The 12,476-nt window shown below is 57.8% G+C and carries 13 protein-coding genes; 9 read left to right on the forward strand and 4 right to left on the reverse strand.

Annotated elements, in window-relative coordinates; translation table 11 throughout:
• Positions 1 to 154: 154 nt before the first annotated feature.
• Together CDA56_RS15220 and CDA56_RS15225 are read left to right on the forward strand one after the other, a co-directional pair.
• Positions 155 to 1,132, forward strand: a complete 978-nt coding sequence (locus tag CDA56_RS15220) for a DUF1852 domain-containing protein (protein WP_102803901.1) — start codon at positions 155 to 157, stop codon at positions 1,130 to 1,132.
• A gap of 27 nt (positions 1,133 to 1,159) precedes the next feature.
• Positions 1,160 to 2,191, forward strand: a complete 1,032-nt coding sequence (locus CDA56_RS15225; protein ID WP_064357349.1) for a methionine synthase — start codon at positions 1,160 to 1,162, stop codon at positions 2,189 to 2,191.
• A 142-nt stretch (positions 2,192 to 2,333) separates the two neighbouring features.
• Here the strand turns inward: CDA56_RS15225 and CDA56_RS15230 are convergent, their stop codons facing one another.
• The 3 genes from CDA56_RS15230 to ftrA all read right to left on the reverse strand — a co-directional run bounded on the left by CDA56_RS15230 (position 2,334) and on the right by ftrA (position 4,072).
• Positions 2,334 to 2,612 carry a hypothetical protein gene (locus CDA56_RS15230; RefSeq protein ID WP_064357352.1) on the reverse strand — a complete coding sequence of 93 codons (279 nt, stop codon included), beginning with the start codon at positions 2,610 to 2,612 and terminating at the stop codon, positions 2,334 to 2,336.
• A 218-nt stretch (positions 2,613 to 2,830) separates the two neighbouring features.
• Positions 2,831 to 2,926 carry a protein MgtS gene (gene mgtS / locus CDA56_RS15235; RefSeq protein ID WP_004102377.1) on the reverse strand — a complete coding sequence of 32 codons (96 nt, stop codon included), beginning with the start codon at positions 2,924 to 2,926 and terminating at the stop codon, positions 2,831 to 2,833.
• 135 nt (positions 2,927 to 3,061) lie between these two features.
• Positions 3,062 to 4,072: a transcriptional regulator FtrA gene (gene ftrA, locus CDA56_RS15240; RefSeq protein WP_047723747.1), complete on the reverse strand. Its 1,011-nt coding sequence runs from the start codon at positions 4,070 to 4,072 to the stop codon at positions 3,062 to 3,064.
• 67 nt (positions 4,073 to 4,139) lie between these two features.
• On the opposite strand from ftrA, the gene CDA56_RS15245 reads away from it, so the two are divergent.
• The 7 genes from CDA56_RS15245 (at position 4,140) to urtE (ending at position 11,471) form a co-directional block, all read left to right on the forward strand.
• The gene (locus tag CDA56_RS15245; protein WP_032719181.1) at positions 4,140 to 4,532 is read left to right on the forward strand and encodes a rhodanese-like domain-containing protein; all 393 of its coding nucleotides are present in this window, start codon (positions 4,140 to 4,142) and stop codon (positions 4,530 to 4,532) included.
• 149 nt (positions 4,533 to 4,681) lie between these two features.
• Positions 4,682 to 5,785 carry a cobalamin-independent methionine synthase II family protein gene (locus tag CDA56_RS15250; RefSeq protein ID WP_025105758.1) on the forward strand — a complete coding sequence of 368 codons (1,104 nt, stop codon included), beginning with the start codon at positions 4,682 to 4,684 and terminating at the stop codon, positions 5,783 to 5,785.
• A 177-nt stretch (positions 5,786 to 5,962) separates the two neighbouring features.
• A complete protein-coding gene (urtA, locus tag CDA56_RS15255) occupies positions 5,963 to 7,234 on the forward strand; it encodes an urea ABC transporter substrate-binding protein (protein WP_014229499.1) in 1,272 nt (423 codons plus the stop codon).
• Positions 7,235 to 7,318: 84 nt separating this feature from the next.
• A complete protein-coding gene (gene urtB, locus CDA56_RS15260) occupies positions 7,319 to 8,893 on the forward strand; it encodes an urea ABC transporter permease subunit UrtB (protein WP_048263393.1) in 1,575 nt (524 codons plus the stop codon).
• Positions 8,893 to 9,966 carry an urea ABC transporter permease subunit UrtC gene (gene urtC, locus CDA56_RS15265; protein ID WP_014229497.1) on the forward strand — a complete coding sequence of 358 codons (1,074 nt, stop codon included), beginning with the start codon at positions 8,893 to 8,895 and terminating at the stop codon, positions 9,964 to 9,966. The genes urtB and urtC overlap by 1 nt, the downstream gene beginning before the upstream one ends.
• A complete protein-coding gene (gene urtD / locus CDA56_RS15270; RefSeq protein ID WP_025105756.1) occupies positions 9,966 to 10,763 on the forward strand; it encodes an urea ABC transporter ATP-binding protein UrtD in 798 nt (265 codons plus the stop codon). Before urtC ends, urtD begins: the two co-directional genes overlap by 1 nt.
• Positions 10,764 to 10,772: 9 nt before the next feature.
• Complete coding sequence (urtE, locus tag CDA56_RS15275; RefSeq protein ID WP_048263395.1) at positions 10,773 to 11,471, forward strand: urea ABC transporter ATP-binding subunit UrtE; 699 nt, start codon at positions 10,773 to 10,775, stop codon at positions 11,469 to 11,471.
• Positions 11,472 to 11,969: 498 nt separating this feature from the next.
• On the opposite strand, the gene CDA56_RS15285 is transcribed toward urtE, so the two are convergent.
• A complete protein-coding gene (locus CDA56_RS15285; protein ID WP_102803899.1) occupies positions 11,970 to 12,440 on the reverse strand; it encodes a helix-turn-helix domain-containing protein in 471 nt (156 codons plus the stop codon).
• Positions 12,441 to 12,476: the final 36 nt, after the last annotated feature.

Below are 12,476 nucleotides of genomic sequence, written 5' to 3' on the forward strand. Positions count from 1 at the left end.
AACTCGCTTTCACTCATCTAATGGCTCTGGCATAACATGCTGTATTCGATATAGATAATATGAAGATGAAGACTGCTTATGGAAGCCTGCGCCAGCCTGCAACCATCAGAAAGGACTGCAGTTTTTATCTCAGAACTTAGGATGCACATCTGCGATGAATCAACAATTTACCTTTACTATTAAACGCACTCTCTTTGATGAAAACTATAACCCCTCAGAAAATACGCGTATTACAACCAACTTTGCTAATTTAGCAAGAGGGGAAAATCGCCAGGAGAATCTGCGCAATACCTTAGTCATGATTGACAATCGTTTCAATACGCTGGCGCACTGGGATAACCCCAAAGGCGATCGCTATGCCGTTGCGCTGGAAATTATTTCAGCCGAAATGAATATCAGCGTCACCGGCGATACCTTTCCGGTGATTGAAATATTGCAAACCAGCATTATTGATAAAAAGACCGATGAACGTATTGAGGGTATCGTTGGCAATAATTTCTCTTCGTACGTTCGCGACTACGACTTTAGCGTATTGCTGTTAGACCATAATAAAGGACGCGCAGGTTTTAGCCTTCCGGAAGGATTCGGCGATTTGCACGGCAACATATTTAAACATTTCGTCAATTCAGCGGAGTACAAGGCCAATTTCAAAAAATCACCGGTCATTTGCCTTAGCGTCTCCAGCAAAGACACCTATCACCAGACCGGAAATCAACATCCTGTCCTGGGGCTCGAATACCGGCCAGAGGGTTCATCGTTGACTGAGCAATATTTTGGCAAAATGGGCCTGAAGGTTCGCTACTTTATGCCGAAAAACAGCGTTGCGCCTTTGGCCTTTTATTTCTCAGGGGATTTGCTGAGCGATTACACGAGCCTTGAGCTGATTAGCACCATCAGCACGATGGAGACGTTCCAGAAGATATACCGCCCGGAGATCTACAACGCCAACTCTGCCGCAGGACTCTGCTATCAGCCCGATCTGCATCATCAGGACCATTCATTAACCAAAATTGTTTACGATCGTGAAGAGCGCAGCCAGCTGGCGGTAGAGCAGGGGAAGTTTACCGAAGAGCACTTTATTAAACCGTATAAAAATATTCTGCAGCAATGGTCTGCTCATTACGCTCTTTAAGACATCGCATATATAAGGCTATCGATAATGACAAAATTATTACCCACTTCAACAGCCGGCAGCTTACCGAAACCGTCCTGGCTTGCAGAGCCGGAGAAACTGTGGTCCCCATGGAAACTGCAGAATGAAGAGCTAATTGCCGGGAAAAAAGACGCGCTGAGCCTGTCCTTATTTGACCAACTGCGCGCCGGCATCGACATCGTCAGCGATGGCGAGCAAACCCGTCAGCACTTTGTTACTACGTTTATTGAGCACCTCAGCGGCGTCGATTTTGAAAAACGCGAAGTCGTTAAAATCCGTAATCGCTATGATGCGAGCGTTCCGACCGTCGTGGGCGCCGTCGAGCGTCAAAAACCCGTTTTTGTCGAAGATGCGCGTTTTTTACGTCAGCTCACCAGCCAGCCGATTAAGTGGGCGCTGCCGGGTCCCATGACCATGATTGATACGCTCTATGACAATCACTATAAGAGCCGCGAAAAACTGGCCTGGGAGTTTGCGAAGATACTTAATCAGGAAGCCAGGGAGCTGGAGGCCGCCGGCGTCGACATTATTCAGTTTGATGAGCCAGCCTTTAATGTGTTTTTTGATGAGGTTAATGATTGGGGCATCGCGGCCTTAGAAAGAGCCGTTGAAGGGCTAAAATGCGAAACTGCGGTACATATCTGCTATGGATACGGCATCAAAGCGAATACCGACTGGAAAAAGACCCTGGGAACAGAGTGGCGACAATATGAAGAAGCGTTTCCTAAGCTGCAAACATCCAGCATCGATATTATCTCGCTGGAATGTCATAACTCACATGTTCCCATGGATCTGCTTGAACTGATTCGCGGAAAAAAAGTGATGGTTGGAGCCATCGACGTGGCGACCAATGCGATCGAAACGCCGGAGGAAGTCGCCGCGACCTTACGTAAAGCGCTGCAGTTTGTGGATGCCGATAAGCTTTATCCTTCAACCAACTGCGGCATGGCGCCGCTATCGCGTCCGGTGGCGAGCGGCAAGCTCAATGCGCTAAGCGCCGGGGCGGAAATTATCCGCAGGGAGCTGCAGGCTAAATAGAACCCTGGCAAAGGGCTGGAAGCCTCGCCGCAGCTGACGGATATCCAGCGAATGGTATGTAAGGTAAGCGAAATGCTTCTGGCTCAGATTTCATCATTCGCTGACCGGGCATAATCAGTACGTCGTGCCGGGCGCTCGGGCGCTATTTAAAATATTTATCGAGGGGATCGTGATGGCGGTATTTTCGGAAGAAAAACAGCCAGTAGACAAAACCCAGAGTAGCGCCCAGCCCGGCAAACTGCAGATAAAGTATTTTACGTCGGGCAAGCAGGTCCATAAATGAATACGCGCCTTTCCACATATCAATAATGCCACCGTTTATCCCCATGTCTGTAAACAGCGCAAGCCCCGGCAGAGCAACCGCGTACGCCGCCATTAGGTATAACAGCGCCGCAAGCCTCATTTTGGTATTGATATGCATATTCTGCCTCCTTGCTCATGATGACAAAGCATAACATAGCCTATCAACGATCAGCATCGAGTGGGCTGTTGAGGGATGTTCGGACGGAGTTTCTCCTGGTGACTGATACGATAAATTATCGTGTATAAGGTGGTTCATCGATCGGCAAACCAAAAGCAGAACGCCCCCTGGTGCATCGGCAGCAGGGGGCGTTTACGGATGGGGATTATCGTCGTTCATCAGTCATCCCATTTGTGGCTCAGGTATGCGGCAAGAAATCCAAAGAACAGAATGGTTCCCAGAACTGCCATAAATACATGCATATTTCCCAGCATGATTAACCTCCATTAGTTTTGCTATGCGCTATGTTGTCCTCATTGAACGGGTTTACGGTTGTTGGATACATCTTAACCCGACTAATCTAAACAAACGATTAACAAATTGCCCAGCGTGACTATTATCCATGTGAATCACTCTCCCTTTTTACCCGCCAGCGCGCTTTTCCTGTACTGCAACGGGCTAAGGGCAAACTGCTGGCGGAAGTGATGGCGCAGGGTGCTGGCATTTGAGAAACCGCAAAGCTCGGCAATCTGCTCAACGCTCAGCCGGCTGTGGGTTAAGTGCTGCGTGGCGCGCTGAAGGCGCTCGTCAAGCAGCCAGCGGGCGGGGGTTTTGCCGGTGGCGTCTTCGAAACGGCGTAAAAACGTGCGCTGCCCCATGCCGGCTCTTTCCGCCAGCGAGGCCACGGTGTGGCCAGCGGCGAGATTCTGGTGCAGGAAATCAAATAATTGCCCCAGCCGCTGGCTCTCCCGCGCTTTGGCCACCGGGCGAACAATCTGCTGCGCCTGCCCGCCGTCGCGATGGGGGGAGACCACTAACCGTCGGGCGACAAGATTCGCCGCTTCGACGCCGAAGTCCTCGCGCACCAGGTGCAAACATAAATCGATACCCGCGGCGCTGCCTGCGGAGGTCATGACGCCTTCGGCGCCGACGTACAGCACGTCATCGATCACCTCAATGCGCGGAAACCGCGCCCGCAGCTGGTCGGTATAGCGCCAGTGGGTGGTCGCCTGGCGGCCGTTCAGCAGCCCGGCCGCGGCCAGAACGAAAACCCCGGAGCAGATAGAAATTATCCGGCAGCCTCGCGCATGGGCGGCGACCAGCGCCTCGCACAGCGCTGGCGGCACGGGGGAGTCAATACCGCGCCAGCCGGGCACCACGATGGTGTCCGCTTCGCCTAACAGCGCCATACCGCCGTCGGTCATGAGCCGAATTCCGCCGGTTGCCCGCAGCTCACCGTCGTCGACGGCGGCTACGGCAAAGCGATACCATCGTTCGCCCATCTCCGGGCGCGGCAGGCCGAAGATCTCTACGGCGACGCCAAATTCAAAGGTACACAGGCCATCGTAGGCGAGGGCAACAACCCGGTGGCGTGACAACGTCACGGATGGGATTGTCAGGATTTCAGCGTTTTCAGTCATGGTTCTCGGCAGATGTCGCGCAGGCGGTTAATTAAAGTAGTGGTATCACAGACAAGGAGAAGATGCCATGAGTGTTGTAACCGCTATTGCCCCCGCCAGTTCTACTGACGCCGCCGCCTGGTTTCGTCATAAGCTAAGCCTCGAGACCGACTGCGCCGATGTCTACAGCGCGATGCACGAAGGAGAAGTGGATTTTGTTCTGCTGCACGTCGTCGGCAGTGAAGAAACCTTTGCCCGTCGTCATCTCCCGGGCGCCCTGCATTTACCGCACCGACAAATTGATGAAACCAGAATGGCGCAGTGGCCTGATGACACGCTGTTTGTGGTCTACTGCGCCGGGCCGCACTGCAACGGGGCGGACGTCGCCGCCATGAAGCTGGCTCTGCTGGGGCGCCCGGTAAAAATGATGCTCGGCGGCCTGACCGGCTGGGAAGATGAAGGGTTGCCTTTCGCAAAGTGAATTTATTTCATGTGCCATGAAATATTGTCGTTTGCCGATGAAACCTCTGCATGCCAGTATCTGGACATATAGCCATCCAGAAGTCTATAAATTCAAATAATGAACTATCACGGTGGGTAATTAACTTTGCCCGCCGCTAAGGAGACACCATGCAACGTCATCAGGCCCCGTTCCGCGCAGATATTGTCGGCAGCTTTTTACGTCCGGACGCCATCAAACAGGCCCGTCAGCAACTGGCCGCCGGCACCATCGACGCGCAGCAGCTGCGGCAGATAGAAAATGAGGCGATTCGCGTTCTGGTGCAGCAGCAGTGCGAGTGCGGGCTGCATGTGGTCACCGACGGTGAGTTCCGCCGCGCGTGGTGGCACTTTGATTTCTTTGACGGACTACAGGGCGTTGAGCGCTACGATTCAGAAAAGGGCATTCAGTTCAACGGGGTACAGACCAAAGCGCACGGTGTTCGCGTCACCGGTAAACTGGCCTTTGGCGATCACCCGATGCTGGAAGATTTTCGCTATCTGAAGAGCATCAGCGGCAGCGCTCAGCCGAAGATGACCATTCCCAGCCCGAGCGTGCTGCACTTCCGCGGCGGCCGGAAAGATATCGACGCGACGGTGTATCCGGATCTCGCCGACTATTTCGATGACCTGGCAATCACCTGGCGCGATGCCATTCGCGCCTTCTACGATGCGGGCTGCCGCTATTTACAGCTTGATGACACCGTCTGGGCCTACCTCTGCTCCGATGAGCAGCGACAGCAGGTGCGCGAGCGCGGCGAAGACCCGGATGAGCTGGCGCGCATTTATGCCCGCGTTCTGAATAAGGCCCTGGAAGGGAAGCCGGAGGATCTGACCGTTGGCCTGCACGTATGTCGCGGTAACTTCCGCTCGACCTGGATCTCCGAGGGCGGCTACGAGCCGGTTGCGGAAGTGCTGTTCGGCGGCGTTAACATCGACGCGTTCTTCCTCGAATATGACAATGACCGTTCCGGCGACTTCGCGCCGCTGCGCTACGTTCGCCCCGGCCATCAGCAGGTGGTACTGGGCCTGATCACCACTAAAAACGGGGAGCTGGAAAACCCGGAAGGGGTGAAGGCTCGTCTGCAGGAGGCGGCGCAGTACGTCCCGCTGGCGCAAATTTGCCTCAGCCCGCAGTGCGGTTTTGCTTCCACCGAAGAGGGTAACTCTCTGACCGAAGCCCAGCAGTGGGATAAAGTCCGCCTGGTCACCGGCATCGCCGCGCAGGTCTGGTAATCTCTCCATAGCGCAGCGTTGCACTATTTTAAGGCAACGCTGTGCACCCGCCTTTATTCTCCCCGTATTCTGCCGCGCTTTCAGACGCTTTCACAACCTGGCATCGTTTTTGCCTTATCACTTCCGGTGAGTCGTTAATTCATTTTTTTGTTTTTGCGCTATTCAGGAGTGACACACATGCAGCGTCGAACACTATTAAAAGCTTTTGCTCTCTCCGCCTCTGTTATTAGCATGGGCTTCTCCTTACAGGTTTATGCCGCCGACACCATTAAAGTCGGCATTATGCACTCGCTTTCCGGGACGATGGCGATTTCTGAAACCCCGCTGAAAGATGTCGCCCTGATGGCTATCGATGACATCAACGCCAAAGGCGGCGTGCTGGGTAAAAAACTGGAACCGGTCGTGGTGGATCCGGCATCAAACTGGCCGCTGTTCGCCGAAAAAGCGCGTCAACTGCTGACGCAGGATAAGGTGGCGGCGGTGTTCGGCTGCTGGACCTCCGTATCGCGCAAATCGGTTCTGCCGGTATTTGAAGAGCTGAATGGTCTGCTCTTCTACCCGGTACAGTATGAAGGCGAAGAGATGTCGCCGAACGTCTTCTACACCGGCGCGGCGCCAAACCAGCAGGCGATTCCGGCGGTGGAATACCTGCTGAGCGAAGACGGCGGCGGGGCGAAACGCTTCTTCCTGCTCGGTACCGACTACGTCTACCCGCGCACCACCAACAAAATTCTCCGCGCTTTCCTGCACGCCAAAGGCATTCAGGATAAAGACATCGAAGAGGTCTATACCCCGTTCGGCTATAGCGACTATCAGACTATCGTCGCCAATATCAAGAAGTTCTCCGCCGGCGGTAAAACCGCGGTGGTCTCTACCATCAACGGTGATTCCAACGTTCCGTTCTATAAAGAGCTGGCTAATCAGGGGCTGAAGGCGACGGACGTGCCGGTGGTGGCCTTTTCCGTGGGCGAGGAGGAGCTGCGCGGGATTGATACTAAACCGCTGGTGGGCAACCTCGCGGCGTGGAACTACTTCGAGTCCGTCGATAACCCAACCAATAAACAGTTTGTTGCCGACTATCGCGCTTACGCCAAAGCCCACAAGCTGCCAAACGCCGATACCGTGGTAACCAATGACCCGATGGAAGCGACCTGGGTTGGCCTGCACATGTGGGCGCAGGCGGTGACGAAAGCAGGATCGACCGATGTCGACAAGGTGCGTGATGCCATGGCCGGCCAAACCTTCAAGGCGCCGTCAGGCTTTACCCTGACCATGGATGCCACCAACCATCACCTGCACAAGCCGGTAATGATTGGCGAAATCGAAAGCAACGGCCAGTTTAACGTGGTCTGGCAGACCGAAGAGCCGGTACGCGCCCAGCCGTGGAGCCCGTGGATTGCCGGGAATGATAAAAAGCCGGATCACCCGGTTAAAACCGTCAGCAACTAAGCGTTAGACCCCGGCGCTGCGCTGGGGTGAATGATTCAGTCTTCCGGGCCCGAAGCCCGGATTTCCCCGAAAAGGAGAACGACCATGAACGCATCACGCCTCATGTGTTACTTCGCGCTGCTGATGGTCTTGATACCGTGGCGGGCGCAGGCAGCGGACGCCGACGATTTTGTGGCGGCCAATCGCAGCCAGCAGGCTCAGCTGCTGGAACAGTGGGCCGCCGCGCCCGAAGCGCCGCGTTTACCGCTGCTGCGGGCGCTGAAAAGTGAAACATTGCAATCCGATAGCGGCGGTCATGCGTTCAGCAAACAGGGCGACAGCCTGCTGGCGCTGGGCGCGGTTCCGGCGCCCGTCGGCCCAACAAAACCGGTGCGTCTGACCAACCGCCTGCGTAACCTGGCGGCAGGCGCGCTGGCGACGCATCTCCTGGTTAGTGACAATGTCACGGAAAGGGCCGCGGCGGCGAAAACCCTGCAGCGCGAAGCGACGCCTGAGATGGCGGGGCTGTTACAGCAGCGTCTGACGGCGGAAACCGACGGCGCGGTGAAGTCGCAGCTGGAAATTGCGCTGGCCCGTTTACAGCTTGTCAGTCCTCAGCCCGCACAGCGGCTGGCGGCCATCGCGCTGCTCGGCCACTCCGGTGACCCGGAAACCCAGGCGCTGCTGACGCCGTATACCGATGCCCGGCATGAGCCGGACCCGGCGATTCGCGCGGCGGCCCAGGAGAGCCTGAGTAAAATCCAGCACCGCCTGCTGCTGGGCGATCTTCTCGGCCAGGCTTTTATGGGCCTCTCCCTCGGTTCTGTCCTGCTGCTCGCCGCGCTCGGTCTGGCCATCACCTACGGTCTGCTCGGGGTGATCAATATGGCCCACGGCGAGATGCTGATGATTGGCGCCTACAGCTGCTGGCTGGTTCAGCAGGCGCTGGCGCAGCTGGCGCCGCAGTGGCTTGCCTTCTATCCGCTGATTGCGCTGCCGGTGGCGTTCCTGATCACCGGCGGTATCGGTATGGCGCTGGAACGCACCGTGATCCGTCATCTGTACGGGCGCCCGCTTGAGACGCTGCTCGCCACATGGGGGATCAGCCTGATGCTGATCCAGCTGGTGCGCATGCTGTTTGGCGCGCAGAACGTTGAGGTCGCCAATCCGGCATGGCTCTCCGGCGGCGTGCAGGTTCTGCCGAATCTCATCCTGCCGTGGAACCGTCTGGCGGTACTGGTTTTCGTGCTGCTGGTGCTGCTCTTTACCTGGCTGACGCTGAACAAGACCCGGCTAGGGATGAACGTGCGGGCGGTGACGCAAAACCGCGCGATGGCGGCCTGCTGCGGCGTGCCGACCGGACGGGTCGATATGCTGGCGTTTGGCCTCGGTTCGGGGATCGCGGGGCTGGGCGGCGTCGCGCTGTCGCAGCTCGGTAACGTCGGGCCCGAGCTGGGCCAGGGCTACATTATCGACTCCTTCCTCGTGGTGGTGCTCGGCGGCGTTGGTCAGCTGGCGGGCAGCGTGGCGGCGGCGTTTGGTCTTGGCATCTTTAACAAAATCCTTGAACCGCAGATGGGAGCCGTGCTGGGTAAGATCCTGATTCTGGTCTTGATTATCCTGTTTATCCAGAAACGTCCCCAGGGACTGTTCGCCCTCAAAGGGAGGGTTATTGACTGATGAGCCAACCTATTACCTTAACGCTGGCGCGCAAAGCGCCGCGCCCGCTGCGCTGGTTCGGCGTGCTGCTACTGCTGGGCCTGCTAAGTATGCCGTTTCTGGCGCTGCTGCCCGCCACGCATCCGCTGGCGGTCTCCACCTGGCTGCTGACGCTGACCGGCAAGATACTCTGCTACGCCATTGTCGCCGTGGCGCTGGATTTGGTCTGGGGCTATGCCGGGATGCTCTCGCTTGGCCATGGGATCTTTTTTGCTCTCGGCGGCTACGCCATGGGCATGTACCTGATGCGCCAGGCGGCGGGCGACGGATTGCCGGCCTTTATGTCGTTTTTGTCGTGGAGCGAGCTGCCGTGGTTCTGGTGGGGCACCCAGCATTTCGCCTGGGCTATGCTGCTGGTGGTGCTGGTGCCCGGCCTGCTGGCGCTGGTTTTCGGCTGGTTTGCCTTCCGCTCGAAAATCAAAGGCGTCTATTTTTCGATTATGACCCAGGCGCTCACCTACGCCGGGATGCTGCTGTTTTTCCGTAACGAAACCGGCTTTGGCGGTAACAACGGTTTTACCGGCTTTACCACGCTGCTCGGTTTCTCCGTCACCGCCATCAGCACGCGGGCGGCGCTGTTTATGGCCACGGTACTGCTGCTGTTGCTCACCCTGTGGATTGGCTATTTGCTGGCGCAAAGCAAGTTTGGCCGCGTGCTGACGGCGGTGCGCGATGCTGAAAACCGCCTGATGTTCTGCGGCTACGACCCGCGCGGCTTTAAGCTGCTGGTATGGACCCTTTCAGCCGTACTGTGCGGCCTGGCGGGGGCGCTGTACGTGCCGCAGGTCGGGATCATCAACCCCAGCGAAATGTCGCCGACCAACTCTATCGAAGCGGCCATCTGGGTGGCGCTCGGCGGTCGCGGAACCTTAATCGGCCCGGTGCTCGGCGCGGGGCTGGTCAACGGCGCGAAAAGCTACTTTACCGTGGCGATGCCGGAGTACTGGCAGCTCTTTCTGGGGCTGATTTTTATTATCGTGACGCTGTTTTTACCGCGTGGCGTTATCGGCCTGCTGCGTAAAGGAGATCGCTGATGCCATTGGATGAAGAGCTATTTACCCGCCAGCTGCCGACGGACCGCTTTCGCGAGCAGACCGATCCGGTACTGCAGTTGGAAGAGATTAACGTCAACTTTGACGGTTTTCAGGCGTTGACCAACCTGTCGCTGCAGATTGGCGTGGGCGAGCTACGCTGCGTGATTGGGCCGAACGGCGCCGGTAAAACCACCCTGATGGACGTCATCACCGGCAAAACCCGGCCGCAGAGCGGCAGGGCGCTTTACGATCAGTCGGTGGACTTAACAACCCTCGATCCCATCGCCATCGCCCGCCAGGGCATCGGGCGCAAGTTTCAGAAACCGACGGTCTTTGAGGCGCTGACGGTGGCAGAGAATCTCGAACTGGCAATGAAAGGTGATAAATCGGTGTGGGCCAGCCTGCGTGCGCGCCTGAACAGCGAGCAGGCCGACCGAATCAGCGAAACCCTGCGCCTGCTGCGGCTGGAGGGCGAACGCTATCGGCCGGCGGGGCTGCTGTCGCACGGGCAAAAGCAGTTTCTGGAAATCGGCATGCTGCTGGTGCAGGAGCCGCATCTGCTGCTGCTGGACGAACCCGCCGCCGGGATGACCGATGCGGAGACAGAATATACCGCCGAGCTGTTCCGCACCCTTGCCGGGCAGCATTCGCTGATGGTGGTCGAGCATGATATGGGCTTTGTCGAGACCATCGCCGACAGAGTGACGGTGCTGCATCAGGGACAGGTGCTGGCGGAAGGGTCGCTGCGCGAGGTGCAGGCCAACGAACAGGTGATTGAAGTTTATCTCGGACGCTAAGGAGCGCGGATGTTACAGGTTAATCAACTACATCAATATTATGGCGGCAGCCATATCCTGCGTGGAGTGGATTTTGCCGCTCGCCAGGGCGAGATCACCTGCCTGCTCGGGCGCAACGGGGTGGGAAAAACCACCTTGCTGAAGTGCCTGATGGGGCTGATCCCGGCGCGCAGCGGCGAGGTGCTGTGGCAGGAGAAGAATATCACCCACCGTAAACCGCACCAGCGGGTACAGTCGGGGATCGCCTACGTGCCCCAGGGGCGGGAGATTTTTCCGCGTCTGACGGTTGAGGAGAATCTGCTGATGGGGCTGTCCCGCTTTCCCGCCCGCGACGCGCGCGCGGTGCCGGAAGAGATTTATCAGCTGTTTCCGGTGCTGAAAACCATGAAGCAGCGGCGCGGGGGCGATCTTTCCGGCGGGCAGCAGCAGCAGTTGGCCATTGGCCGCGCGCTGGCCAGCCGTCCGCAGCTGTTGATTCTTGATGAACCGACGGAGGGCATTCAGCCGTCGGTGATTAAGGAGATTGGCGAGGTGATTCGCCAGCTGGCGAACCGCGGGGATATGGCGATTCTGCTGGTCGAGCAGTTTTATGATTTTGCCGCCGGTCTGGCGGATCGCTATCTGGTGATGTCGCGCGGCGCGATTATCCAGCAGGGCAACGGCGGCGATATGGAAGACGAAGGCGTCCGAGGGATGGTCACCATTTAACTCGCCCCGGATGGCGGCCTCCCCCCGGCTCGCGCTGCGCTTAGCCGGGCTACAGGTATACAGCAGTCTGCTGGCCCGTAGCCCGGGCAAGGCGCTTTGCGCCGCCTCCGGGGAGAACGCCACAGGCCGCATTGGATATGGCTCCCGGAGGCGATGCTGCGCATCTGTCCGGGCTACCGCTCGCAGACGGCGATGAACCCGTAGCCCGGGCAAGGCGCTTTGCGCCGCCCCCGGGGAGTTCGCCACAGGGCGCATTGGATATGATTTCCCGGAGGCGATGCTGCGCATCTGTCCGGGCTACCGCTCGCACACGGCGATGGACTCGTAGCCCGGGCAAGGCGCTTTGCGCCGCCCCCGGGGAGCTCACCACAGGCCGCATTGGATATGGCTCCCGGAGGCGATGCTGCGCATCTGTCCGGGCTACCGCTCGCAGACGGGGATGGACCCGTAGCCCGGGCAAGGCGCTTTGCGCCGCTCCCGGGAAAAGCGCGCAGAGGGCTATTTGCGCAGCAGCCGCTGCAGGCGCGCCTGACGCCAGCGATTGATCCATTCGCCAAAAACAAACAGGCGCAACCCTTTAACCGCCAGCAGCGCTCCCCAGACGATCGCCACCCATGCGGACCAGTAGCTCTCTGCGCCGCTCAGCCAGTTCAGCAGCGCCAGCAGAACGCAAACGACGACGGCCACCGTCAATGAACGGTAAAAATGGCTCTCGCGTTCAACGCGCGCTTTGGCTTCCTCAATACGTAAATCCAGCGACGCTTCGTGGCCCGCCGGCGATTCGCCGCTAATCTCGGCGACGTTAACTTCAAATACCGCCGCAAGCGCGCTGAGCGTCTCGAGGCCGGGACGGTCGCCGTTCTCGATGCGCTGAATGGTGCGCACGCTGACGCCGGCCAGTTCGGCAAGCTGCTCCTGCGACCAGGCGCGCTGCAAACGTAATTGTTTAACCTGATGACTACTGTTCATTGTTTCTATCTCCGGGTGAAAACCTGAGATGGAGTA

The organism is Klebsiella michiganensis, from assembly GCF_002925905.1.
Classification (GTDB): Bacteria; Pseudomonadota; Gammaproteobacteria; order Enterobacterales; family Enterobacteriaceae; genus Klebsiella; species Klebsiella michiganensis.